We start from the raw sequence: 23,723 nt of genomic DNA, 5'->3' as shown, positions 1-23,723 counted from the left end.
GGTCACTTCAATTGGCTGTCTTTCGAGCCACGCCGATTAATTCCGCCGCGCATCTGCGCCTGCCCGTCTCGTTCTCGCACGCAGTCGATGCAAAGCTTCACCCCCGGCAGCGCCATGCGCCGCGCCTCTGGAATCGGCTCTTCGCATTCCGCGCAATGGGTGCGGCTCTCGCCCACCGGCGCGCGGCGCGCTTTTAGCCGCGCCAATTCGTCGGAAATGGAGGCTTCGATCTGCTCGCTCACCGCGCCATCGCGCGTCCATCCACCTGCCATGTTGCGCCCTCCTTATGCGGTTCACTCCAGAGATATGGGGCGCAGCGGCGGCTTGTCACGGCTTCACCCGGGATATGCCCCCCGCCCCAAGATTTATTAAATGGGTCGCGCAAATAAAAAAACACCCCCAAAAGGGGGTGCAGTTGCTAGGCATTGGGCTGTGAGTCAAGCAGCACGCAGGGTCGTATCTCCTCCATTCAAGCGGTTTAGCAGGGTGGACAGGGTGACGGCGCTTTGAATGAGCCGCCGGCGAAGCTCTTGTCGCTGGCCGGCAGGGCGCAGCGGAACGTTGGTGCGCAGGTGGACCCTTTGCGGCATGGCGGCGGGATGGCAGGTATAGGTCACTTCAACCATCGCCTCGACCCGGCCGAAGTCGCGGGCATACTGTACACTGTGAAATCGGGCGTCGCAGATGGTAAGTGTGACGGGGCATTCATCGGACGGGTGACCAAGGGTGACGGGATCATAGCTGCGTTTGCGGCGGAGAATGTCACCTGCATTGAGGGACGTGATGGGGCCGAGTGTTTCTGGCGCGGTAGAGCGGCTTGGCATGTCTGATCCTCTTCCTAATCGTCTGGTCGCTTATCTTCCCTTTCTATGGGCCTTTGCGTTCCCTGAGATGCCGCTTTTGCCCAACCTGTATACATGTTGTCGGGCCCAATTGTGGCTCAAATGTGGCAACAACTTGCCGACAATGGGGCAATCGTATAATTCGCCAAACGTTTTTCACATTTCCTATGCGAAGGGGAGGTCTACCTCTCCTTTTCGACCTCTAGCAGCCAGTTCTCCTGAAGCTGGTTTTCAATCGCTTCGGGGAAATGGCTGCGCACCAAGGCGATGGCTTCCGCGGCCGGCATTCCGGCCCCAATCAGCATCCACGCTGCGATCAGCCCACTGCGCCCCGCGCCGTATTGGCAGGAAAAGGCGACTGTCTCACCCGCCTCTAGCGCCGCCTCGAAACGCACCCGGTGTGCAGGCCATTCGGCTAAGAATCTATCGCAAGGGACTTTGAAATCTTCGATCGGCGCGAAAGAGAGCCTTAAGCCAAGAGACTGTGAAGTCTTTAAAATCAAGGGAAAAGCTCCGTCAGGAAGCTCGACCTCCTCGGTAAGAACCAGCAACTCACGCGCCTCAGCTGCGCGCAGGCCTTCCAAGGTTTCCCGCATCTGTTGAGGATCGAGGTAAGCGCTGCCATCCACATGGGTCAACAGCCCCGGAAAACCCGTCATCGCCAGATGCCCGCCGCGGGGCGTGGGGATAACAGCGCGTATCGAGGTCGCTTCAGGATCGAAAAAAGGCACATCACGAGACATAAAAACGTCCATAGAATTTGAGTAACGGCAGGAGCACCTGTATACATGTTAAATAGGTAAAATCGAATAGACTAAGGATGCCGGGCAATGCCTACCCAAGTCAAATCCAGCGCCGCGATTGCAGAAGCGCTTCGGACGGACATCTGCCTGAACCGCAATATCGCCGACGGCATGCTGCATGAGGTGGCCCTCGCCCAGCGTTTCGGCGTGTCCCGCACGCCCATCCGGCAAGCGTTGCAACGTTTGGCCTATGAACGCATGATCGCCGTGAAATCCGGCGTGGGGTCTGTCGTGACCCCTTTGGACGCGCCCATGCGCGCGGATGACATTCACGCGGCTGGGGCGATCATCGAAGCCGCCGGCAAATGTGCAGAGCCCTCCACCGCCCCGACGGCGCACTTCATGTCACTCGCCGGGATACTGGGAATGATGGACCTCGCCCCGCTGGACAATGCTGAGGCCTTTTTCGACATCCGCGCCCGACTTTTGAACGCCCTATCGGAGATGATCGAGAACCCGATCCTCAGCGACGCCTTTCGCGCGGCCTATTGGCGGCTGATCAGATGGTCCCTGCGTGATTTCGACACCGCGCCGGAACCTCAGATCGTGCATCTGCGGGCGGTGCTGCAAGCCGCTGCCCGGGCGATGCAGTCGGGCATGATCGGCGCCTGTTTCGAAGAAGTCGCAAGGCTCGAAAGCCAGCTTGTCGAACCCCAAAGCTAATAAAGAAAAGCCCCGCTCCAAAGAAGCGGGGCCCTCTGCATCAACTGGATCAGCCGTTAGCTAGCCGCCAACATGCCCTTTTCCTTCGCCAAGTCGCGCATCCGCTTTTGCAGCTTCTCGAAGGCGCGCACTTCGATCTGGCGGATCCGCTCGCGGCTGACATCGTATTGCGCCGAGAGGTCTTCGAGCGTGACCGTCTCATCCGACAGGCGACGCTGGGTCAGAATGTCCTTCTCGCGCTCGTTCAGCACGTCCAAAGCCTCGGCCAGCATCTCCCGCCGGGTTTCAAGCTCGTCACGCTCCGCATAGTCGCCCGCTTGGTCGGTGTCTTCATCCTCCAACCAATCTTGCCACTGCATCGTGCCTTCGCCTTCGGACCCGACAGTGGCGTTGAGCGAAGCATCCCCGCCCGACATCCGCCGGTTCATGGAGACGACCTCATCCTCAGTCACGCCAAGCTGGGTCGCGATCTCTTTCACGTTTTCAGGGCGCAAATCGCCCTCTTCCAGCGCGCCGATCTTGTTCTTGGCCTTACGCAGGTTGAAGAACAGCTTTTTCTGACCTGAGGTCGTGCCGAGCTTAACCAGCGACCACGACCGCAGGATATATTCCTGAATCGAGGCGCGAATCCACCACATCGCATAGGTGGCAAGGCGGAAGCCCTTCTCAGGATCGAAACGTTTCACCGCCTGCATCAGGCCGACATTGGCCTCCGAGATCACCTCGGACTGTGGCAATCCATAGCCCCGGTAGCCCATCGCGATCTTTGCCGCGAGGCGCAGGTGAGAGGTAACCATCTTATGCGCGGCTTCGGTGTCTTGTTCTTCGACCCAGCGTTTGGCCAGCATGTATTCTTCCTCAGGCTCCAGCAGCGGGAACTTGCGGATTTCTTGCATATAGCGGTTCAGCCCGCCTTCGGGCGTTGGTGCGGGCAGATTTGCATAATTTGCCATGTCTTGTCCCTTTCCCCAGTTTAATTGGGGCCTATGTTATTTCGCTTAACATGCAATATGGGCGGCCCCCTTCGTGCTTTCAAGACAGAAGCATTCACGCTTTTGTTCATGACTGCACAGTTTCTGTGGACAAAACGTAACCGATCCTTAGGCGGTTCCGCAGGGTGGCGGGGTCACGCCGATGGGGCGGTGGGGCCGTCGCGCAGCAGGTCCAGCAGGGCGGCCATATCGGTCGGCAGGGGTGCTTCGAAACGCAGGTTCTCACCAGTCACCGGATGTTCGAACCCCAGAACGGCGGCGTGCAGCGCTTGGCGGGGGAAGGCACGGATTGCTTCGGCGGTGGCCTCAGGCAAGGCCGTCTTGGCCAGCTTGCGCCGCCCGCCATAGGTCGCATCCCCCACCAAACCATGGCCCGCGTGGGACATATGCACACGGATTTGGTGCGTGCGCCCCGTCTCAAGCCAGCATTCCAGCAGCGCCAGCACGGGCGGAGTGCCAAAACGCTCAACCGTGCGGGCGCGGGTCACCGCGTGCCGCCCGCCCTGAAACAGCACCGCCTGCCGCTGTCGGTCGGTCTTGTGCCGCGCCAGTTGGGTGGTCATCCGCAGGATATTCCCCGCCTCGAAGGACGCGCCTTTGACCCCGCGCAGGCGCGGATCATTGGCATCCGGCACCCCATAGACGAGGGTTTGGTAATAGCGCTCTACGGTATGTTTCTCGAATTGCGCCGCCAGCCCGTGATGCGCCGCATCAGATTTGGCGACGACGAGCAGACCAGTGGTATCCTTGTCGATCCGGTGCACGATGCCGGGCCGTTTCATTCCGCCCACACCAGAGAGATCATCGCCGCAATGCGCCAGCAATGCGTTGACCAGGGTGCCGGAGGGCGAGCCCGGCGCGGGGTGCACCACCATGCCCGCAGGCTTGTTGATCACGATCAGGTCGTCATCCTCAAAGACCACCGAAAGGGGGATGTCCTCGGGCAGGATGTGGCTTTCCGCCGCCTCTTCGACAGTGATCTGCACCGCCTGCCCTTCGGCCACTTTGGCGCGGGGGTCTTGGACCACCACACCGTCCAGCGTGACGGCGCCCTCGGTGATCAAACGGCCCAAACGGGTGCGCGACAGGTTCGCTTCCTCTGGCACATCGCGGGCCAGCGCCTTATCAAGACGGGCGGGCGGGCTATCGTTCAGAATGAAATCAATGCGGCGGTGAGACATGGACACGGACAACCCTGATGAACCGGCGAACCTGCGGTTTCTGCGGCGGATGGTGACGGTCTTGACCGTCGTGATGATTGGCGGGGTTCTAGTGCTGATCTTCGTGCTTGTCACCCGCCTGAGCGATCAGGGCCCGACCATGCCGCGCAGCATCACCCTGCCCGATGGCAGCAGCGCCCAAGCGTTCACGCAAGGCCGCGGCTGGTATGCGGTGGTGACGGATGCGGATGAGATCCTGATCTTTGACCAGCTGACCGGCGCATTGCGCCAGACGGTCGCGATCGAGTGATCAGCCGCGGATCGTCTTGGCAAAGGTCGAATAGATCGGCTCGTTCGCGCAGATGATCTCACCATGTTGCAGGATGTTGCGCTCAGGCCGGATCGGCTCGACAAGGCCACCGGCCTCTTTAACGATCAACATGCCCGCGGCCACATCCCATGGCTTCAGACGACGCTCCCAGAAGCCATCGTAACGGCCCGAGGCGACATAGGCGAGATCGAGCGATGCCGCGCCCCAGCGGCGCACACCGGCGCAGACGGGCAGCAGGCGGCCCAAATCCTTGAGCGTTTCAGGCAGATCGGCACGGCCCCCGAAAGGCAGACCTGTGGCAAAGATCGACTCAATCATGCGGTGTCGGCCAGAGACCCGCAGACGGCCTTCGTTCATCCAAGCGCCGGTGCCTTTCTCGGCAAAGAACATCTCGTCCTTGGCGGGGTCAAAGACCACACCGGCGACAATCTCGCCTTTATGCTCCAACGCGATGGAGATGGCCCAATGCGGCAGACCGTGCAGAAAGTTCGTCGTGCCATCCAGCGGGTCGACGATCCAGCGGCGGGTCGGGTCTTGGCCCTCTTCCTCGCCTCCCTCTTCGGCCAGCCAGCCATAGGTCGGACGCGCGCCCATGAGGTCGTCTTTGATAATCTTCTCGGCGCCGATATCGGCCTTGGTCACGAAATCGCCCGCGCCCTTGACCGAGACCTGAAGGTTCTCGACCTCGCGGAAATCCTTGACCAATGCACGCCCCGCTTTGCGTGCCGCCTTGATCATGATGTTGAGATTCGCACTGCCGATCATTGTTCGCGCCCTTTGATGGATAAGGCGGGACGTATAGGGCGCAAGAGCGCAATTGCCAAGGGGGCAGAAACCTGCACCGCTTATTGATTCTCGCGCGCTTCACGGGTTGCATTCAGAGCGCGAGGGAACACCTTGGACGCTGTAGCAACCAGCACGAAGGAAACCCCATGTCCGACCAGATGCAGAGAATCGTCCTCGCTTCCCGCCCCGATGGCGCACCCACGCCCGAGAACTTCCGCCTTGAAAGCGCGGATATCCCGCAGCCGGGCGACGGCGAAATTCTGGTCGAAGTGCATTACATGTCGCTCGACCCCTATATGCGGGGCCGGATGGACGATGCGAAGTCCTATGCCGAACCTGTGCCCATCGGCGGGCTGATGGAAGGCGGCAGCGTGGGCAAAGTGATCGCCTCGAATGACCCGAGCTTCGCCGAGGGCGATTTTGCCTTTGGCGCCTTCGGCTGGGCCACCCATGGCGTCGCCCCGGCGAAACAATGTCAGAAGGTAGATGCCGAAGGCGTGCCTATCACCGCCTCCCTCGGCGTGCTTGGCATGCCCGGCCTGACCGGCTGGTACGGTTTGAACGACATCGGCCAACCGAAAGAGGGCGAGACCCTCGTCGTGGCCGCCGCCACCGGCCCCGTCGGCTCAATCGTGGGGCAATTGGCCAAGGCCAAAGGGCTGCGCACCGTGGGCATCGCGGGCGGGGCTGAGAAATGCGAGATCGCCACCCGCGATTTCGGCTTTGACGTCTGCCTTGATCACCGCGCCTATGACGATGCCAAATCCCTGCGCACCGCCCTGAAAGAGGCCGCACCGGATGGCATTGATATCTATTACGAAAACGTCGGCGGCAAGGTGCTGGACGCGGTGCTGCCGCTGATGAACCCCCATGGCCGGATCCCGCTTTGCGGCATGATCGCGTGGTATAACGCAGGTGGGCTGGGTGCCGATGCCGAGGGAGCTGGCCTCACCGCGCCGCGGCTATGGCGCACGATTTTGGTGAACTTCCTCACCGTGCGCGGCTTCATCATCTCGAACCACTGGGACCAGATGCCGAAGTTCCAGCGCGAAGTGGCGCCAATGGTCGCCGATGGCCGCGTGAAGGTGAAAGAGGACATCACCGAAGGGCTGGAGAATGCACCGCAGGCCTTCATCGACATGCTGAATGGCGGGAACACCGGCAAGGCTATCGTTAAGGTGAAGTAAGCTTTGGAATGCGTCGTTCCGCCTTGTGGAACGGCGCGTTCACGCACCCGGCCCGGCGTCAAGTCGCAGGCGCCGGGCCATCGCCTGCCCGTCCCCCGGGTAGGCGATTTAGAAAGGCTTGGCACGACTTCGCGACCGTGCGTCATGGCTGAACCATAAAGCGGCATGAACCACGGTCAATCGCCCACCCACGGGCAGGCGCTGGCCCTCGGCACCCCGCTCAGGCCCGCTGCAACTTCCGCGCCTCCTGCCCGGCCAGCTTTAGCAACTCATCCATGAACGGCTTGCCCAGATCATCCCGCCGCACCGCTGCATAAAGCCGCCGTGTGATCCCCTCGGCCGTCAAAGGCCGCGTGACGTAATCGGAGGAATATTTCACCTCCCGCACCACCCAATCCGGCAGGACCGAGACCCCGCGGTTGGATGCCACCAGCAACAGGATCACCGCCGTCAGCTCTACCTGCCTGATCGTCGCAGGCTCGACCTTGGCGGGGATCAACAACTGGCTGAACACGTCCAGCCGGGTCCGCTCCACCGGATAGGTAATCAACGTCTCCCCACGAAAATCGGCCGCCTCGACAAAGGGCTTTTCGGCCAAAGGGTGGTTCTGCGAGGCCACGAAAACCGGATTATAATCAAAGAGTTCGACAAATTCGACACCCGGCAATTCCTCAGGGTCCGAGGAGACCACCAAATCCACCTCTTCCCGCAAAAGCGCAGGCAGCGCATCGAAGGCGAGACCGGGGCGGATATCGACATCCACATCCGGCCAATGGCGGCGGAACTGCTCCAACACCGGGAAGAGCCACTCGAAACAGGCATGACATTCGATCGCAATGTGCATCCGCCCCGTGCTGCCCGCCCGCAGACCCGAAAACTCGTCCTGCAAGGCTTCGACCTGCGGCAAGACCTGCTGCGCGAGCTTCAACAGCCGCTGCCCGGCGGGCGACAACTTCAACGGTTTCGAACGCCGCACAAAGAGTTCGACCCCCGCCTGCTCCTCCAACCCCTTCACCTGATGACTTAACGCCGATTGCGTGATATTCATCTGATCCGCCGCGCGGGCCAAGCCGCCCGCCTCGTGGATGGCCTTGATTGTGCGCAGGTGACGGAACTCAATGTGCATTTGAGGCATTACTCATGTTCAAGATGAATGTTATGAGTTTGTCTCACAAGCCTAGATGTGAGACAAGACGTGAAACCGCCAAAAGGATCTCTCAATGACCACCCCTGCCGTTTCCTTCGAAGTCTTCCCGCCCCGCACCGTCGGCGCGGCGTTCAAACTGTGGGATGCGGCGCAGGCATTGGCCCCGCTGGCACCGCGTTTCTTTTCCGTCACCTATGGCGCGGGCGGTACCACCCGCGATCTGACGCATGATTCGGCCCATGTGCTGCACCGCACCTCGGGCCTGCCCGTCGCGGGCCATCTGACCTGCGTTGGCGCCAGCCGGGCGGAAACGCTGGACGTGGCCGATAAATTCGCCGAGGCGGGCATCAAAGACATCGTCGCCCTGCGCGGTGACCCACAAGCGGGCACCGACAAGTTCGTGCCCCACCCCGAGGGCTTCGCCGACAGCTGCGAGCTGATTGAGGCGCTAGCCAAGACCGGCAAATTCACCATCCGCGTTGGCGCCTACCCCGACCCGCACCCCGAAGCGGCAGACCAACAGGCGAATATCGACTGGCTCAAGCGCAAGTTCGACGCAGGCGCGGATGAGGCGCTGACCCAGTTCTTCTTTGAGGCGGAGACCTTCCTGCGTTTCCGCGACGCCTGCGTGAAAGCGGGCATCGACAAGCCGATCACGCCGGGCATCCTGCCGGTGGTGAACTGGACCTCGGCCCGCAAATTCGCCGTCAAATGCGGCACCCCAGTCCCGGAATGGGTCGACCAAGCCTATGAGGCCGCGATCCGCGATGACCGGCACGATCTGCTGGCCCAAGCCATGTGCACCGAACTGTGCAGCGAGTTGATTGATGAAGGCGTGGATGCGCTGCATTTCTACACGCTCAACCGCGCGGAACTCACCCGCGACGTCTGCCGTGCCATCGGTGTGACCCCGCAGGTCGATCTCTCGGACGTCGCGTAAGCGCTGTCCCTCCGGCAGGGGGGCTTGCCCCTGCCCCGCGCGGGCGTATCCTCCGGCAAAATTCACTTGCCGGAGAAGACCATGCCCCGCATCGCCCAAAGCCCCGCTGACCTTTTGTCCCAATCCGAAGCGCTCAAGCTTTCGGGGCTGGAGTTCATGCAGGCCATTCTCGATGGCACCACCCCCGGCCCACCGATCGGCCAGACCATGGGCTATGCGCTGCATTCGGTTGAAGAGGGCCGCATCGTCTTTCGCGGCGCACCGAGCTTTGCCATGACAAACCCGATGGGCACGGTGCACGGCGGTTGGTACGGCACGCTGCTCGATTCAGCGATGGCCTGCGCGGTGATGACGAAAATCCCCCGGGGCTCGGTCTATACCACTTTGGAATACAAGATTAATATCCTGCGCGGCCTGCCTTTGGGGATGGAGATCGACTGTATCGGGGTGACCGATCATGTGGGCCGTTCGACCGGTGTCGCGCATGGAGAGATTCGCGGCGTCGAGGATGGCAAGCTTTATGCCACAGGCTCCACCACCTGCATCGTGATGAATCTGGGCTAAGTCCATTCACGAAGAACCCCGGCGCGGAAAGCTCCACGCCGGGGTCCAAAAATTCAACTTAAGCGTTAACCGCTTAAATTAGTCCCAGAAGCCTTCGTCAACGCCGGGCAGCGCTTTGAGCTCTTCTTCGCTCAGACGCGTGACATAGGCGTAAGTCTGATCATCAACAGCCACGAGGTTCACGTCGGGCGTCGAGATCATGACGTGTTTGTCACCGATATCGAGGAAACCACCGACCTCGGCCACGATACCGACCATCTGGCCGTTCTTGGACAGAACGATGTCTTCGATCTCACCAATTTCGTTCCAATCGGCGCCGATTTCGTTATAGGCCGTGTTGGGGCTCCATTCGTCGCCGGCTTCGTTGAGGGTGTAGATCTCCCCGCCAGTGATATCGCGCGAGCGGATCAGATCGCCGCGCATTTCGTTCATCTGCATGCTGTCGACATTGGAATAGTCGGTCATATGCGTTTCAGCGAGAGCGGCGGTGCCTGCGAGTGTCAGGGCAAGGGTGCTGGCTGTAAGCGTTTTCATGTCTCTCTCCTCTTCGTTATTTGCTATGGTCACAACGAAAGCTCGGACAGAACGTTCCAGAAAATCTAAAATTTACTATGGGTTAGGGTGCCAGCGCGCCGGCAGCGTTATGCGGCGCGCCGCAGAAAAGGCAGTTCGCCCCAAGGCGGAGGTAGAATGAAATTGGGGGGGGTGGTACCACCTCCTGGTCTCGAACCAGGGACCTCTTGATCCACAATCAAGCGCTCTAACCAACTGAGCTAAGGCGGCACTGGGGCGGATTTAGCGCCCGTGGCGGAGGAATGCAAGACCTCAAAGTCAGAAGAAATGCCGGTTTCCGTCAGATTTTTCGCGCGCCCGGTGTCATCGGCACTCATGCGGGAAACGCAGGTGGATTACGCGGCGATTCCGCCCTCGGTCTCCAAGCTGCGCATCGCAGCAATCTCCCGATCCCCCCGAACGGCACCCCACCCTCGTACAAAATGGTGATGACGCATCCGTCACCTAAGGCCAAAGCGCCCCCTGCCCTTCCACGCAACTCGCCATGATATCTTGCCTTTCCGCCCATGCCGCGCTAGCGATAAGCCCCACCAAACCGGAGGCTCCCATGGGCATCGACACCGAACGCGACATCGAAGCAAACCTGCAAATCGGCCCGACAGACAAGGGCATGGTCCGCCTTTTCGTCGAAGGCGGCGGCGTTGAAATTCCGATGGATTTCACCCCGGAAGAAGCCCGCGAAATCGCGGAAGAGATTATGGCCGCCGCAAACCGCGCGGGCAAAAAAGGGCGCTAAGCCGCCTACGCGCAGGTTCGCCCCGCCTTAGGGATATGGGCGAACAACCTCACCCCCCCCCTTTCAAGACCAGTTCGGCGCCATGTCGGGATCGCGTAGACGATGCAGGCGCCGGGCGGCATGGGTCGCGAATTTCTGCACCATCACCTTGCGCCGGGCGGGCGCAAGCTTGGTCTCATCGCACATCCGCACAATTTCGGCCCCATAGGCGTCACCGATGATGAGGCCGGTTTCCTCCGGCAGCAATTCGACCGGAAAATCGCTGTCGACGGCCCAGAAAAACCGGTCCGCCCATTCCAGATAGCCCTCCCATTTTGCGTCGCCCATGAAATCGGCGCGGCTGGATTTGCATTCGACGATCCAAATCTCCCCCTTCGGGCCAAGCGCCATCACATCGACCCGCAGGCCGCGCGTTGGCACCAATTCCTCTACCGAGGCGAAACCAAGATCGGCGAGATGCCGCATCACCCCCCGTGCCAGTAATTGCCCGGGTTGGAGTTGTCGTATGTCATTCTCCATCATGGCGACAAATATGAACATTTGATGAACATCCACAAGGGGCAGCACCGGAAAGTTTGGTAATTCCCCCGCGACCCCCTATCTTCACCCCAGCAAAGCGAGGGAGGCCCATGGCACAACGCGAACCGATGAGTGAGACGCAGGCGCGCGGGGTGCGTTACGCCCGTGAATTGGAGGGCCACCTGACATGGCTCGATACATTCTCCGGCACGGCGCTTGGCGTTTTGGCAGTGGCCTCGGGCATTTACACCTATCTTGGCGTCTCGTCGCTGCTGGATGACAATGGCGCCATGTCGGCCTTTGCCGCGATCGCCTATTCGGTGGCGGTCTCGGTGGGTATCTTTGTCTTTTGGTCCTATCTGCTGCGGCTCTTCCCCGCTGTGCGCACGACCCGTGCGCGGATGGGACTTTTGGGGGCCATGGGGCTCGGCTCCGTCGCGATCATCGCGATGTCGAGCTGGCTGAACGCCGCCGCGCTTGCCGGATCGGCGGCGGTGGAGCAGCATCTGGCCGAGACGGTGCAAGACTACCAAGGCGCGTTAGAGCGCACACATGAGATTGCCCTGTCTGCTCAAGGGCTTGAGCGGGACGTGGCGCGGGTCAGACAGAGCTTCGAAGACCTCAGCGAGCAAGAGGCGGCTGGCAGCCTGTCGGGCCTTGCCGGGCGCGGCGCGGTGTTCCGGGTGCTGCGGCAGAAGTCGGCGGAACTGGGCGCGCTGGAGGCGCAGATCGCCACCCAGACCCCGCTGGTGAATGACGCCTTCGCCGAGGGGAACCAGATCCTCAGCCGGATGCGCGCCCTTACGGTAGAGCCCGGCCCGGTCGAGGCGCGTTCGGTCGAGTTTTCCGAACAGGCCGTGCGGCTTGCAGGTCTGATCACCCGGCTGCGGCAGCTTTCCGTGGCCCCGCTGGTGGAACGCGCAGCGCAGGATTTGGCGGCCTCCGTCGTGCTGCCGGAACTGGACGGCAGCAACGAAGAACAACGCGGCGCGCAAGGGGCGACGATCACTTCGGTTCTGGAGGTGCTGGCCCAGCGTGCAGCAACATTGGAGCGCGCGGCGCAGGACGTGCAGACCATGCCGCCCGCTGCCGACACGACCTATACGCCGATCTCCAGCGCCGATGCGGTGATCCTTTATGCGCGCAATTTCGTGCCCTCTTGGGCCGGGGCCATCGCGATTGACCTGTTGCCCGCCGTTCTGGTGCTGATCCTCTCCATCACCCAAGGGGCGATCCGCTCGGGCCGTGAGGGGGCTGCCGTCGAAGACACGCTGACCCTTGCAGAACTGCGCGCCGCGCTGGCCGCCGTGCGCGATGTCGATGTGGCGATGCAGGAAAGCCCCGCCCACAAACGCCCCGCCGCCGAAGCGCCGCCCGCCGCGGATGCGCCCGAAGAACCGGCCCCCGGCCCCGTCACATCGATCAAAAGCACATGAGCGAGGAAACCCCACCAGAAGCCGACGCCCCCCACCGGAAGCCGATTGTCGGGCGGGTGCTGATCGGCGTGCTGATCTTCCAACTTGGCCTTGCGGTGCTGCTGTTCTGGGGGGACCTAGGGGAAGGGCTGCGCCTGCCGGGCTTAGGCCCGCGCGCCCCGGAACTGACCGAGCCGATCCGCCCCGGCGATCAGACCCGCCGCTTCCGCCCCGAGCGCGCCCCAACACCCGGCCAGCCGATGCCCGAGACCGCCCTGCCCGACCGGCTGGTGCTCACCCCCGTCTCGGGCGGGCGGGCGGCGCTGCTGGAAGGGGCCATCGAAGCGGGCGATGCGGAGCGGATCATCAAGCAGTTGAGCGAACTGACCCCCACGCCCGAGGAAATTTACCTCAATTCCCCCGGCGGATCGGTCCGCGACGCTTTGGAACTGGGCCGCCACCTGCGGCGCGAGGGGCTAAACACCGCACTGCGAGAGGGGGACATCTGCTATTCCGCCTGCCCCTATCTGCTGGCCGCCGGCGCGGCACGGACGGTGCCCGAGAGCGCCTCGGTCGGGGTGCATCAGCATTACTTTGGCGAAAGCACGATCCTGCCCGCCTTTGTCGCTGTGGAGGACATCCAGCGCGGCCAAGGTGAGGTGATGCGATACCTCGATGATATGGGCATTGATCCGATGGTGATGCAGCACGCGCTGGTCACGCCACCCGATGAAATCTATGTGCTGCTGCCCGAAGAATTGCGCCGCTATGGCTTTATCCCCGCGGAAGATTGAGCGGGGCAGAGAAGTTTTGCAAATCCACTTCCGCCCCCTTGCCGCAGCCCCACTTGGCCCCTACATCGGGGGTCGACGGGTTCTGCCCTGTTCGTGAACGTTACATTCCAGTGGCCTTAAGCAAATCCGAGGGAGCTGGCTCTGTCCGAGCCCTGGTTCGGTTACCTGGCGCCCACCTGTACATACAGGTCCTCGGGAATATAAAACAGCAGCGGCAGGCGCGGTTCCCGTCACTTTCCCAAGACATTGATGTGGTAGATGGCCCCCTCGGGGCCACTTTCCCGCGCGTTTAGAACGCTTCGGGACGCGCCTCGCGGGCCATATGGTCAAGCACGGCGTTGACAAAGCTCGGCTCGCGCCCATCGGGGAAGAAGGCATGAGCCACGTCGACATATTCCTTGATCACCACGCGCGGCGGCGTGTCGTCATGGCGGAACTCGGCCCCGGCGGCGCGGAACAGCGCGCGCAGGGTCGGGTCGATCCGGGCAATGGCCCATTTGGCGACGATGGCGCGGTTGGCCATCTGGTCGATCGGCGCTTGATAGTTCACCGCATCTTCGAGCACGCGAGAGAAGTGATCCACATCCCCCTCCTGCATCTCGTCGCCCTCATAGACGGCACCGAAACGGTGGTCGATAAATTCGTGACGCACGACATCGACCGTCTGCGCGGAATGCTCCATCTGGAACAGCGCCTGCACGGCATAGAGCCGCGAGGCCGACTTCATCTTACGTTTCTGGTTGCCCGAAGGCCCGTTGCTGGTCATGCGATGTTTGATCCATCCGTGTCGCCGGCCATCAAAGTGTCCTGCCCGAATGGCTTGAACCCGATGCCCTTGCTCTGGCGGCCCCATTTACGAGCGAGCGCGATAAGATGCAAGGCCGCAGCGGCTGCACCGCCGCCTTTGTTTTGCCCCTCGGGGTCGGCGCGCACCTCGGCCTGTTGTTTGTTCTCGACCGTCAGGATGCCATTACCGATGCAAAGCCCTTGCAAGCCAAGCAGTTGCAAGGCACGGCTGCTGTCGTTGCAGACGGTCTCGTAATGCGTGGTCTCGCCCCGGATGACACAACCAAGCGCGACATAGCCGTCGAAATTGCTGCCCCGGTCGGAAATGCCGATGGCGGTGGGAATCTCCAACGCGCCGGGCATTTCGATCACCTCATAGCTAGCACCCGCGGCCTCCAACTCGGCCTTGGCACCGGTTAGAAGGCCATTCGCGATGTCCGAGTAATAGGGCGAGACGACGATCAGCAGCTTCACCGGTTCGTCGAAGCTGGGGCGCGGCAGGATGGTATGCTCTTCGGCGGATGCCATAGCGATTACTCCGTGGTGATGGGCCGGGTGCCCACGATTTCCAGCGCATAGGCGTCGAGGCCCAGATAGCGCGTATCGGGATTGTCGGTCAGCAGGACCAGTTCATGCAGCCCCATTGTCGAGAGGATCTGCGCGCCAAGCCCAGTGCGTTTGATCGTGCGCGGGCGGTCGTCATCCTCGGGGTCGAGCTTGAGGCGCGGGTAAGGATCGCGGAACAGCACTACGGCTCCCCGCCCCTCTTCGGCGATGATCTGCATGGCACGGGGCAATTCGTCCGCCGGGCTGGGGCCGAGGCCGAGGATATCTTCCAGCGCGTTGATCGCATGGGTTCGGATCAGCACCGGCTCGGGGGTTGAGATGTCGCCCTTGGTCAGCACCACATGGTCGGTCCCGGTGATCTGGTCGGAGAACACCCGCATCTGCCAGTCGCCGCCATAGGCGGAGGTCACGGTGCGGCTGTCGCGCTCCACCAACAGATTGTCATGCTTGTGGCGGTAGGTGATGAGATCGCTGATCGTCCCGATCTTAAGCCCATGCGCGGCGGCGAATTCCACCAGATCGGGCAGACGCGCCATTTCGCCGTCGTCCTTCATGATCTCGCAGATCACGCCCGAAGGATGCAGCCCCGCAAGGCGCGAGATATCAACTGCCGCTTCGGTATGGCCTGCCCGTACCAGCACGCCACCATCGCGGGCGCGCAGCGGGAAGACATGGCCGGGGGTGGCGATATCCGCCGAACCGGATTGTTCCGAGATCGCCACGGCCACGGTCAGCGCACGGTCGGCGGCAGAGATGCCGGTGCTGACACCCTCCCGCGCTTCGATGCTGACGGTAAAGGCCGTCTCATGCCGGGAGGAGTTGTTCACCGCCATCATCGGCAGGCCAAGGTGATCGACCCGCTCTGCCGTCATCGGCAGACATATCAGCCCGCGCCCGTGGGTCGCCATGAAGTTGATCGCCGCAGCATCGGCAAACTCAGCCGGGATCACCAGATCGCCTTCGTTCTCGCGGTCCTCATGGTCCACCAGAATGAACATACGGCCTTGGCGCGCGTCTTCGATGATCTCTTCGATCGGCGAGATCGCATCGCTCAGCCCTGTCTCGACCGGTCCGGGTTTGTCAAATTGCATCGGCTGCTTCCATCTATCTGTTGCCCGGCTCTTAGCCTGACCCGCGCCGCTTGGCCAGAGCGCGCCCCGAAGGGCGCGGCGTCACATCTCGTTCAGGCGTGCCACGTAACGGGCCAGCGTGTCGATTTCGAGGTTCACCAGATCGCCGACGCCTGCATCGCCCCAAGTCGTCACCTCCTTGGTATGGGGGATGAAGTTGATACCAAAATCACAGCCATCGACATCATTCACCGTCAGCGAGGTGCCATTCAGCGCCACCGAGCCTTTCGGCGCGATGAACCGCGCCAGATCCTCGGGCGCGCGCAGGGTCACGCGGGTGCTGTCGCCTTCATCCTTCATCTCGATAATCTCGGCCACGCCGTCGACATGGCCCGAGACGATATGTCCGCCCAGCTCATCGCCCACCTTCAAAGCACGTTCAAGGTTCACGCGTTTGCCCTCGCGCCAGTGCTGGCCGAGGTTGGTCTTGGCCACCGTCTCGCCGCTGATCTGCACCTCATACCAATCCTCGCCCAGCCCCACGACGGTCAGGCAGACCCCGTCGCTGGCGATGGAGGCGCCCATGTCGATGCAGCTGGTGTCATAGCCGGTCTGGATGCGCGCGCGCAGGTCGCCTTCCTGCTCCAGCTTGGTCACGGTGCCAACGTCTGTGATAATGCCGGTGAACATGGGGTAGGCTCCTTTGCTGGTTCCGCGCAGTGGTAAACCCGGTCACCGCCACAGGCAAGAGCGGGTGACGCCACATTGTCGCCCCTATTATATGGTGGTTAAGAGGGCAAAGCCCCACCAAAGGACCAGAGTGACCGTGATCGCCGCCCCGACCAGAACCTTCTTGTTCCTGCAAGGACCGCATGGCCCTTTCTTTAACAGTCTGGGCAAGATGCTGCGCCGTGCGGGGGCCGAGGTCTGGCGCGTGGGCTTCAACGCGGGCGACCGGGCCTTTTGGTTTCACCCGTCGACCTACATCCCCTATCGCGGCAGGGTTGAGGATTGGCCGCGCGTCTTTGCCAGTCTGCTGGACGACAAGCAGATCACCGACATCGTGCTTTACGGCGACACCCGGCCCATCCACGCCGAAGCCGTAGCCGAGGCCAAGCGCCGTGGCATCACCGTCCATGTCTTCGAGGAAGGCTATATGCGGCCCTATTGGGTCACCTATGAGCGCGGCGGCTCGAACGGCAATTCGCGGCTGATGGAGATGACCATTCCCCAGATGCAGGCCGCCCTCGCCCGCTCGGACATGGAAGCCCCCCTGCCCCCCGGCCATTGGGGCGACATGCGCCACCACATCTTTTACGGCGCACTCTACCATTGGTTCGTGATGTTCCGGAACGGCGACTACCGCAATTTCAAACCGCATCGCAGCCTGCCGGTGACCAAGGAATTCCGCCTCTACCTCAAGCGGCTCTTGCTGATGCCGGTGCTGGCCGCCGACCGCCTGCTGGCCACGCTGAAGATCCGGCTGGGCGGCTTTCCCTACCATCTGGCGCTGCTGCAACTGGAGCATGATTCCTCTTTTCAGAAACATTCGCCCTTCAACACAATGGCCGATTTCCTTGAACTGGTGATCGAAGGTTTCGCCAAGGGCGCGCCGCAGCACCACCACCTCGTCATCAAGGCGCATCCGCTGGAGGATGGCCGCGTGCCGGTGCGGCGCGATGTCAAACGGCTGGCCCGCGCGCATGGGGTTTCCGACCGTGTCCATTTCGTGCGCGGCGGCAAGCTGGCACAGCTTCTCAATGACACCCGCAGTGCTGTCACGGTGAATTCCACCGCCGGGCAACAGGTGCTTTGGCGCGGCATCCCCCTCAAGGTCTTTGGCCGCGCGGTCTATTCCCAGCCTGAGTTTGTCTCGGACCAGCCGCTGCCGGAATTCTTTGCCACTGCCAACCGCCCCGACAACCGCGCCTATAAGGATTACCGCCGCTATCTGCTTGAAACCTCTCAGGTTCCCGGCGGTTTCTATGCCGCACGCGGGCGGCGGCAATTGCTGCGCCAAGTGGTCGATATGATGCTCGCCGCCGAGGATCCCTATGACGCACTGGAACAGGGCACCGCGGCCCCTCGGCAACAGTTGCGGGTCGTCACCTGAGTTAACCCATTCCGCCCTGTAGATTTTTTCGCTAGGCTGCGCTAAGTTGCAAAGTAATACGTCAAGACAATTGGCGATTTCGAGGCAGATATTTCAGGTCGAGGAGACCGGGCAGTGAAATCCGTATCTTTCCGGTGGGCGCGCCCCATCGCAGCGCTGGCGGCGGTGGCCGTCATCTCATCATGTGGCTTGCCGCAGGTCGGACCGAACAAACGGCAAATCTATGCAGGCTCTGTTCAGCGCGAAGGCGATGCTTTTGTCGTCAGCGTGAATGACCGTGTGACCCGCGCCACCGCCGTGGCCCCGGCGCTTGGCTTTTCGGAAAGCTTCAAGAACGCAGGCCGGGTCGGCTCCGACACGATCCAGCCGGGCGACATTCTTGGCATCACGGTCTATGAGAACGTGGACGATCCGCTTCTCGGCGTCGAAGGCGCCCCGGCCACAATGCTGGAAGAGGTGCAGGTCGACGGCGCGGGCTTTATCTTCATCCCCTACGCGGGCCGCATTCGCGCTGCGGGCAACACGCCCGAAGCGATCCGCCGCATCATCACCAACAAGCTGGGCGAACAGACCCCAGACCCGCAGGTCGAAGTGCGTCGCGCCGCCGGTGACGGCTCGACCGTCTCGCTCATCGGTTCCATCGGGGCGCAGGGCGTCTACCCGATCGAACGGCCTACCCGCACGCTGGCCGCCATGCTGGCACGCGCGGGCGGTGTGACCATCATCCCCGAAATCGCGCAGGTCACCGTGATCCGCGGCGGGCAGCGCGGTAAGATTTGGTTCCAAGACCTCTATGACCACCCCGAACTCGACATCGCCCTGCGTCCGGGCGACCGGATTTTGGTCGAGGAAGACACCCGCTCTTTCACCGCGCTTGGCGCCACCGGCGGACAGGCCCGCGTGCCCTTTGAATCGCAAAACCTCTCGCTTTTGGAAGGCATCGCGCAGGTGGGCGGGCTCAGCCCCCTCTCGGCCGACCCCACCGGCGTCTTCGTGTTCCGCAATGAGCCAGAGGAAGTCGCCGAACAGGTGCTCGGCCGCAGCGATCTGACCGGTGCGCAGCGCATGGTCTATGTCACCGACTTGACCAAACCCAACGGCATGTTCATGGCCCGCGATTTCGTGATCCGCGATGGCGACACCATCTATGTGACCGAAGCGCCCTTCACCCAGTGGAGCAAGGTAATCTCGGCCATCACCGGCACGGCGGGTTCGGCGGATAGCATCACCTCGCTGACCGAATGATCCACCCCGGTGGCATTCGAAGCTGACCCATACCAATACCCCGCCGCCGGTCCCGAAAGGAGCCGGCGGCTTTTCGTATATAACGGTGGGTTTCTGACGCAGCGCCGTCTGCGGCGCATCCTGCAACTGTCGGGCCATTCCCTGCGCCTCGGCCTGCCCGGCCCCGATGACGCCGTGGCGGTCTGGGGCAACTCCCCCACCGCGCACCGGGGGCTCGCCGTGGCCGCAAAACGCGGCGTGCCGGTGATCCGGGTGGAGGACGCATGGCTGCGCTCGCTCCACCCCGGTCGCGCGGGCGAGCCGCCCTTGGGCCTGCTGATCGACAGCCGGGGGGCGCATTTCGACCCTGCCCAGCCCTCGGACCTCGAAGAGCTGCTCGCCCATCACCCGCTGGACGATACCGCCCTTCTGGACCGCGCCCGGGGCGGCATGGCGCAGATGGCCGAGGCGCATCTGACAAAATATGCGGGCTTTGACCCCGACATGCCCGCGCCGGAGCCGGGCTATGTGTTGGTGATCGACCAGACCCGCGGCGATGCCTCGATCACCGCCTCAGGCGCGGATCGTTCACGGTTTCTGGAAATGCTCGTCTTCGCGCAAGAGGAACACCCCGGCGCGCGGGTCATCATCAAGAGCCACCCCGAGACGGCACAGGGCTTCCGCGCCGGGCATTACGGCCCCGAGGATACCAACGAGCGGATCACCCTGCTGACCGATCCCATCAGCCCTTGGGCGCTGTTCGAAGGGGCGGTGGATGTCTACACCGTCTCATCGCAAATGGGGTTCGAGGCGATCTTTGCCGGCCACAGGCCGCGTGTCTTCGGCCAACCCTTCTATGCCGGCTGGGGGCTGACGGATGATGAGTTCCCCGTCCAACGCCGCCAGCGCCGCCTTAGCCGCGCGCAACTTTTCGCCGCCGCGATGATCCTCTATCCGACGTGGTACGATCCCTATCGCGACCAGCTCGGCAGTTTCGAGACGGCCCTCACCGCCCTCGCCGCGCAGGCCCGCGCGTGGCGAGAGGATCATCGCGGCTGGGACGCATGGGGCATGCGCCTGTGGAAGCGCCGCCCGCTGCAACAATTCTTCGGAGGGGCCACGCCCCTCCGCTTTCGCAACGGCTCGGCAGAAGCCCCCAAGCCGCCCCGCCGCGCCATGGTCTGGGCCAGCAAGGCCGAGGTCGCGCCCCAAGATGCGCTGCGGGTCGAGGACGGGTTTCTGCGCTCGCGTGGGCTGGGGGCCGAACTGGTCCCGCCCCTGTCGCTGGTCTGTGACGATCTGGGCATTTACTACGATCCCCAAGGGCCGAGCCGGTTGGAAAAATGGATCGAGAAACGCGCCGACCTGCGCCCCGATCAACTGGCCCGCGCCCGCGCGCTGATCGCGGCGCTCACCGGGGCGGGCCTCAGCAAATACAACCTCGGCGGTGCCGCGCCCGACCTACCGCCGGGGCGGCGCATCCTCGTCCCCGGACAGGTCGAAGACGACGCCTCCATCCTCACCGGCACGGGCGATGTGTGCAGCAACGCGGCCCTGCTGGCCGCCGCCCGCGCCGCAAACCCGGATGCCGTGATCCTCTACAAACCCCACCCTGATGTCGAAGCGGGCCTGCGCAAAGGCGCAACCGAGGCGGGCGACGCCGATCTGATCCTACATCACGCCGACCCGGTGGCGTTTTTGGGTCAAGTCGACGCGGTTTGGACCATGACTTCCCTCTTGGGGTTCGAAGCGCTCCTCCGCCGGGTGCCGGTGGTGACCTTGGGCGCGCCCTTCTACGCGGGCTGGGGGCTGACCGAAGACCGGGGCGATGTCCCGCCCCGCCGCCGCGCGACACCGACGCTCGAAGGCCTTGTTCATGCCGCGCTCATCGACTACCCGCGCTACCGCGACCCGGTCAGCGGCTTGCCCTGCCCTGTCGAAGTGGTGGTCGAACGGCTGGCCACGGGCCGCCTGCCCCGCGCCGGGTTGGGCAACCGGATGCTATCGAAACTCCAAGGGGTCTTTGCCAGCCAAAGCCACCTCTGGCGGCGATAGCGCTCAATCGGCTGCGTTGCGCCGCCAGACGTGCAACAGGTCCGGCCCGATCTGCTGGCTGGATTGCAGCGCAAAGCGCGGGGCCTCGGCCAGCCGCGACAGGCCAAGCGCCCCGATGCCGGGCAGACCTTCGGCCCCGATCACCAGCCCGGCGGTGAACCCCACCAGCCGGTCGACCAAATCCGCCTCGATAAGCGAAGCGGCCAAGGCGCTTCCCCCCTCGCAGAAAATCCTTGTGAGGCCATGCGCCGCCAATTGCCGCATCACATCCTGCGGGTCCAACTGCGCCCCGCGTGCGGCACAGGGCAACAGCGTCGCCCCCAGATCGGCCCAGGCTTTGACCAAAGCCGGATCGGCATCCGCACCGTGGCAGAGGATCAAAGGCACCTCAGCCGCCGTGCGCGCCAGTTGCCCCATCAACGGCAGGTCGAGCCTGCGAGAGACGACGACGCGCGCCGGTTGCTGGGCGATGCCAAGACCACGCACCGTCAGGCTCGGGTCGTCCTTGCGGGCGGTGCCCGCCCCGACCATCACCGCGTCATGGCGACTGCGCATGGCATGGGTCAGCCGCCGCGCGGGGGCGTCGGTGATCCATTGGCTTTCGCCCGTGCCGGTGGCGATGCGCCCATCAAAGGAATTGGCCAGCTTCAGCGTCAGCATCGGGCGGCCCAGATCGGTGCGGCAGAAGAAACCGGCGTTATCCGCGCGGGCCGCATCCTCGTGCAGCCCGACCGATACCTCGATCCCGGCATCTTGCAACATCGCGATGCCGCGCCCGTTGACCCGCGCGTCGTCATCCTGCGTCGCAATCACCACCCGGGCCACGCCTGCGTCGATCAGCGCCTGCGCGCAGGGCGGCGTTTTGCCGTGGTGGGAACAGGGTTCAAGCGTGACATAGACCGTCGCCCCCCGCGCCGCCGCACCCGCCTGCGCCAGCGCCTGCGGCTCGGCATGGGGGCGCCCGCCCGGCTGGGTCCAACCGCGCCCGACGATCCGCGTGCCTTGCACGATGACACAGCCCACCGCCGGGTTGGGCCAGACATTGCCCTGCCCGCGCCGCCCCAAGGACAGCGCCAGCACCATATACCGCGCGTCGCTCACCCGCTCGCCGGTCACTCTTCCGGCAGGGCGTCGGGCCGCAGTTCCTGAACGAATTTGTCGAAATCGTCCGCGGCTTGGAAGTTCTTGTAGACAGAGGCGAAACGCACATAGGCCACAGTATCGATCCGGGCCAGCGCCTCCATCACGATCTCACCGATATGTTTCGAGCTGATGTCGGTCTCACCCATGCTTTCCAACCGGCGCACGATGCCCGAGATCATCTGATCGATACGTTCGGGATCAATGGGGCGTTTCTGCATGGAGATACGGATCGAGCGTTCCAGCTTGTCGCGGTCGAAATCTTCGCGTTTGCCGGATGTCTTGATCACCACAAGATCGCGCAGTTGCACTCGCTCATAGGTGGTGAAGCGGCCCCCACAGGCCGGGCAGAACCGTCTGCGCCGGATCGAGACGTGATCCTCGGCCGGGCGGCTGTCTTTCACTTGGGTGTCGATATTTCCGCAAAACGGGCAGCGCATCGGCCGTCCCCCTCTTCATCCTGCCTCACTTGTGGGGCGCGCGGCCCTCTTGTCAAAACTTATAGGGGAGCCGCGAGGTTTTGGGTAGAGAAGATTTCCACAGCTATATCTTGCGTTCAAAAATGTGTCATGGACCCAACGCCATGCCCCTGCGTTGGTCAGCGAAGGCTATAAACGGAGCATACCATGACCAAGACACTTTTCCTGACCGGCGCCTCCAGCGGGATCGGCGCCGCCACCGCCCGCGCCGCCGCGAAAGCGGGCTGGAACATCGGCCTCTTTGCCCGGAGCGAAGAGAAATTGAACGCCCTCGCTGATGAGATCGGCGATCAGGCGTTGGTGCTGGTGGGCGACGCCACAGATTACGACGCACAGAGACAAGCGATCGACAAACTGGCCGACCACTTCGGACAGGTTGACGCTGCCTTCGCCAACGCCGGGCGCGGCACCAGTCCGCCGGGGACGGAGAATGGCGACCCGCAGGATTGGAAAGCGATGGTCGATCTTAACATCATGGGCGCGCTTTATACCGCCCATGCCGCCATGCCGCATCTGCGCAAGACCACGGGGCAATATATCGTGACCGGTTCTGCTGCCGGGCGGCGTCATATCCAAGGGTCGATCTACGGGGCGACCAAGTGGTTTATCCACGGCTACGCGGGCAATCTGGCGGATGAGATGGCCGAATGGGGTGGCCGCTGCATGGTGGTCTCACCCGGCATGGTCGACACCGCCTTTTTCGATGAGGCCAAGCCCGACAAACTTCAACCTGAGGACGTGGCAGATGCAGTGATGCATGCGCTTGAAGCGCCCGCGCGCGCGGCGGTGCGGGAAATTCACCTGATGCCGACAGGGTGACCCCTGCCCGGTCCGGCG

27 protein-coding genes, 1 tRNA gene and 1 other RNA gene are annotated in these 23,723 nt (G+C 63.0%); 13 read left to right on the top strand and 16 right to left on the bottom strand.

Going from position 1 to position 23,723, the window contains the following annotated elements:
* Window positions 1-2 precede the first annotated feature (2 nt).
* The 3 genes from ACGYLI_RS11315 to ACGYLI_RS11305 form a co-directional block, all read right to left on the bottom strand.
* A complete protein-coding gene (locus ACGYLI_RS11315; RefSeq protein WP_067262455.1) occupies window positions 3-272 on the bottom strand; it encodes a DksA/TraR family C4-type zinc finger protein in 270 nt (89 codons plus the stop codon).
* Between the two features lie 165 nt (window positions 273-437).
* On the bottom strand, window positions 438-824 hold the full coding sequence (locus ACGYLI_RS11310) for a hypothetical protein (protein ID WP_394419242.1): 387 nt from the start codon (window positions 822-824) through the stop codon (window positions 438-440).
* A gap of 200 nt (window positions 825-1,024) precedes the next feature.
* Entirely contained in the window at window positions 1,025-1,597 is a 573-nt protein-coding gene (locus ACGYLI_RS11305) for a hypothetical protein (protein ID WP_394419241.1), read from the bottom strand.
* Window positions 1,598-1,672: 75 nt separating this feature from the next.
* Between ACGYLI_RS11305 and ACGYLI_RS11300 the strand changes: the two genes are divergently transcribed.
* The gene (locus ACGYLI_RS11300) at window positions 1,673-2,308 is read left to right on the top strand and encodes a GntR family transcriptional regulator (RefSeq protein WP_394419240.1); all 636 of its coding nucleotides are present in this window, start codon (window positions 1,673-1,675) and stop codon (window positions 2,306-2,308) included.
* Between the two features lie 56 nt (window positions 2,309-2,364).
* Here ACGYLI_RS11300 and rpoH read toward each other — a convergent pair whose 3' ends face one another.
* Window positions 2,365-3,261, bottom strand: coding sequence for an RNA polymerase sigma factor RpoH (gene rpoH, locus ACGYLI_RS11295; protein ID WP_394419239.1), 897 nt, complete (start codon window positions 3,259-3,261; stop codon window positions 2,365-2,367).
* A 173-nt stretch (window positions 3,262-3,434) separates the two neighbouring features.
* Complete coding sequence (locus ACGYLI_RS11290) at window positions 3,435-4,481, bottom strand: RluA family pseudouridine synthase (protein WP_394419340.1); 1,047 nt, start codon at window positions 4,479-4,481, stop codon at window positions 3,435-3,437.
* On the opposite strand from ACGYLI_RS11290, the gene ACGYLI_RS11285 reads away from it, so the two are divergent.
* The gene (locus tag ACGYLI_RS11285; protein WP_271689598.1) at window positions 4,480-4,770 is read left to right on the top strand and encodes a DUF6476 family protein; all 291 of its coding nucleotides are present in this window, start codon (window positions 4,480-4,482) and stop codon (window positions 4,768-4,770) included. The genes ACGYLI_RS11290 and ACGYLI_RS11285 overlap by 2 nt on opposite strands.
* Here the strand turns inward: ACGYLI_RS11285 and ACGYLI_RS11280 are convergent, their stop codons facing one another.
* A complete protein-coding gene (locus ACGYLI_RS11280; protein WP_067264836.1) occupies window positions 4,771-5,556 on the bottom strand; it encodes an inositol monophosphatase family protein in 786 nt (261 codons plus the stop codon). It lies immediately after the preceding gene.
* Window positions 5,557-5,723: 167 nt separating this feature from the next.
* On the opposite strand from ACGYLI_RS11280, the gene ACGYLI_RS11275 reads away from it, so the two are divergent.
* Window positions 5,724-6,764 (top strand): NADP-dependent oxidoreductase, encoded by a 1,041-nt coding sequence (locus ACGYLI_RS11275; RefSeq protein WP_394414008.1) that lies wholly within the window; start codon window positions 5,724-5,726, stop codon window positions 6,762-6,764.
* Between the two features lie 220 nt (window positions 6,765-6,984).
* Here the strand turns inward: ACGYLI_RS11275 and ACGYLI_RS11270 are convergent, their stop codons facing one another.
* Window positions 6,985-7,890: a LysR family transcriptional regulator gene (locus ACGYLI_RS11270; RefSeq protein ID WP_394419339.1), complete on the bottom strand. Its 906-nt coding sequence runs from the start codon at window positions 7,888-7,890 to the stop codon at window positions 6,985-6,987.
* A 94-nt stretch (window positions 7,891-7,984) separates the two neighbouring features.
* Here ACGYLI_RS11270 and ACGYLI_RS11265 point away from each other — a divergent pair, with 94 nt between their 5' ends.
* On the top strand, window positions 7,985-8,851 hold the full coding sequence (locus ACGYLI_RS11265) for a methylenetetrahydrofolate reductase (RefSeq protein WP_067264828.1): 867 nt from the start codon (window positions 7,985-7,987) through the stop codon (window positions 8,849-8,851).
* 81 nt (window positions 8,852-8,932) lie between these two features.
* Entirely contained in the window at window positions 8,933-9,415 is a 483-nt protein-coding gene (locus tag ACGYLI_RS11260; protein WP_394419238.1) for a PaaI family thioesterase, read from the top strand.
* A 78-nt stretch (window positions 9,416-9,493) separates the two neighbouring features.
* On the opposite strand, the gene ACGYLI_RS11255 is transcribed toward ACGYLI_RS11260, so the two are convergent.
* Complete coding sequence (locus ACGYLI_RS11255; RefSeq protein ID WP_394419237.1) at window positions 9,494-9,949, bottom strand: PRC-barrel domain-containing protein; 456 nt, start codon at window positions 9,947-9,949, stop codon at window positions 9,494-9,496.
* Between the two features lie 172 nt (window positions 9,950-10,121).
* Window positions 10,122-10,198, bottom strand: a tRNA-His gene (locus ACGYLI_RS11250).
* Window positions 10,199-10,535: 337 nt separating this feature from the next.
* On the opposite strand from ACGYLI_RS11250, the gene ACGYLI_RS11245 reads away from it, so the two are divergent.
* Window positions 10,536-10,724, top strand: a complete 189-nt coding sequence (locus ACGYLI_RS11245) for a DUF6324 family protein (RefSeq protein WP_209219317.1) — start codon at window positions 10,536-10,538, stop codon at window positions 10,722-10,724.
* Window positions 10,725-10,787: 63 nt separating this feature from the next.
* Here the strand turns inward: ACGYLI_RS11245 and ACGYLI_RS11240 are convergent, their stop codons facing one another.
* Complete coding sequence (locus tag ACGYLI_RS11240) at window positions 10,788-11,246, bottom strand: MmcB family DNA repair protein (protein WP_394419338.1); 459 nt, start codon at window positions 11,244-11,246, stop codon at window positions 10,788-10,790.
* 107 nt (window positions 11,247-11,353) lie between these two features.
* On the opposite strand from ACGYLI_RS11240, the gene ACGYLI_RS11235 reads away from it, so the two are divergent.
* From ACGYLI_RS11235 to ssrS, 3 genes are all read left to right on the top strand, one after another.
* Window positions 11,354-12,679, top strand: coding sequence for a hypothetical protein (locus ACGYLI_RS11235; protein ID WP_394419236.1), 1,326 nt, complete (start codon window positions 11,354-11,356; stop codon window positions 12,677-12,679).
* Window positions 12,676-13,452, top strand: coding sequence for a hypothetical protein (locus ACGYLI_RS11230; protein ID WP_394419235.1), 777 nt, complete (start codon window positions 12,676-12,678; stop codon window positions 13,450-13,452). Before ACGYLI_RS11235 ends, ACGYLI_RS11230 begins: the two co-directional genes overlap by 4 nt.
* A 76-nt stretch (window positions 13,453-13,528) precedes the next feature.
* A non-coding RNA gene (gene ssrS, locus ACGYLI_RS11225) (6S RNA) lies at window positions 13,529-13,683 on the top strand.
* A 58-nt stretch (window positions 13,684-13,741) separates the two neighbouring features.
* On the opposite strand, the gene nusB is transcribed toward ssrS, so the two are convergent.
* From nusB to ACGYLI_RS11205, 4 genes are all read right to left on the bottom strand, one after another.
* Complete coding sequence (gene nusB / locus ACGYLI_RS11220) at window positions 13,742-14,218, bottom strand: transcription antitermination factor NusB (RefSeq protein ID WP_067264814.1); 477 nt, start codon at window positions 14,216-14,218, stop codon at window positions 13,742-13,744.
* The gene (locus ACGYLI_RS11215; RefSeq protein WP_209219320.1) at window positions 14,215-14,766 is read right to left on the bottom strand and encodes a 6,7-dimethyl-8-ribityllumazine synthase; all 552 of its coding nucleotides are present in this window, start codon (window positions 14,764-14,766) and stop codon (window positions 14,215-14,217) included. Before ACGYLI_RS11215 ends, nusB begins: the two co-directional genes overlap by 4 nt.
* 5 nt (window positions 14,767-14,771) lie before the next feature.
* Window positions 14,772-15,896 (bottom strand): 3,4-dihydroxy-2-butanone-4-phosphate synthase, encoded by a 1,125-nt coding sequence (ribB, locus tag ACGYLI_RS11210; RefSeq protein WP_067264809.1) that lies wholly within the window; start codon window positions 15,894-15,896, stop codon window positions 14,772-14,774.
* An 81-nt stretch (window positions 15,897-15,977) separates the two neighbouring features.
* Window positions 15,978-16,565, bottom strand: a complete 588-nt coding sequence (locus ACGYLI_RS11205; RefSeq protein ID WP_394419234.1) for a riboflavin synthase — start codon at window positions 16,563-16,565, stop codon at window positions 15,978-15,980.
* A 130-nt stretch (window positions 16,566-16,695) separates the two neighbouring features.
* On the opposite strand from ACGYLI_RS11205, the gene ACGYLI_RS11200 reads away from it, so the two are divergent.
* The 3 genes from ACGYLI_RS11200 to ACGYLI_RS11190 all read left to right on the top strand — a co-directional run bounded on the left by ACGYLI_RS11200 (window position 16,696) and on the right by ACGYLI_RS11190 (window position 21,267).
* Window positions 16,696-17,988, top strand: coding sequence for a capsule biosynthesis protein (locus ACGYLI_RS11200; RefSeq protein WP_394419233.1), 1,293 nt, complete (start codon window positions 16,696-16,698; stop codon window positions 17,986-17,988).
* Window positions 17,989-18,102: 114 nt separating this feature from the next.
* The gene (locus ACGYLI_RS11195; protein ID WP_394412893.1) at window positions 18,103-19,233 is read left to right on the top strand and encodes a polysaccharide biosynthesis/export family protein; all 1,131 of its coding nucleotides are present in this window, start codon (window positions 18,103-18,105) and stop codon (window positions 19,231-19,233) included.
* Between the two features lie 9 nt (window positions 19,234-19,242).
* On the top strand, window positions 19,243-21,267 hold the full coding sequence (locus ACGYLI_RS11190) for a capsular polysaccharide biosynthesis protein (protein WP_394419232.1): 2,025 nt from the start codon (window positions 19,243-19,245) through the stop codon (window positions 21,265-21,267).
* Window positions 21,268-21,270: 3 nt separating this feature from the next.
* On the opposite strand, the gene ribD is transcribed toward ACGYLI_RS11190, so the two are convergent.
* Together ribD and nrdR are read right to left on the bottom strand one after the other, a co-directional pair.
* Window positions 21,271-22,350: a bifunctional diaminohydroxyphosphoribosylaminopyrimidine deaminase/5-amino-6-(5-phosphoribosylamino)uracil reductase RibD gene (gene ribD / locus ACGYLI_RS11185; protein WP_394419337.1), complete on the bottom strand. Its 1,080-nt coding sequence runs from the start codon at window positions 22,348-22,350 to the stop codon at window positions 21,271-21,273.
* Between the two features lie 29 nt (window positions 22,351-22,379).
* Window positions 22,380-22,847 (bottom strand): transcriptional regulator NrdR, encoded by a 468-nt coding sequence (gene nrdR, locus ACGYLI_RS11180; RefSeq protein WP_067264800.1) that lies wholly within the window; start codon window positions 22,845-22,847, stop codon window positions 22,380-22,382.
* 186 nt (window positions 22,848-23,033) lie between these two features.
* Between nrdR and ACGYLI_RS11175 the strand changes: the two genes are divergently transcribed.
* Window positions 23,034-23,705, top strand: coding sequence for an SDR family oxidoreductase (locus ACGYLI_RS11175; protein ID WP_394419231.1), 672 nt, complete (start codon window positions 23,034-23,036; stop codon window positions 23,703-23,705).
* Window positions 23,706-23,723 lie beyond the last annotated feature (18 nt).

This window comes from Sulfitobacter sp. 1A13421 (assembly GCF_043557285.1).
GTDB lineage: Bacteria > Pseudomonadota > Alphaproteobacteria > Rhodobacterales > Rhodobacteraceae > Sulfitobacter > Sulfitobacter faviae.
This window is presented reverse-complemented; position numbering and strand designations above follow the sequence as displayed.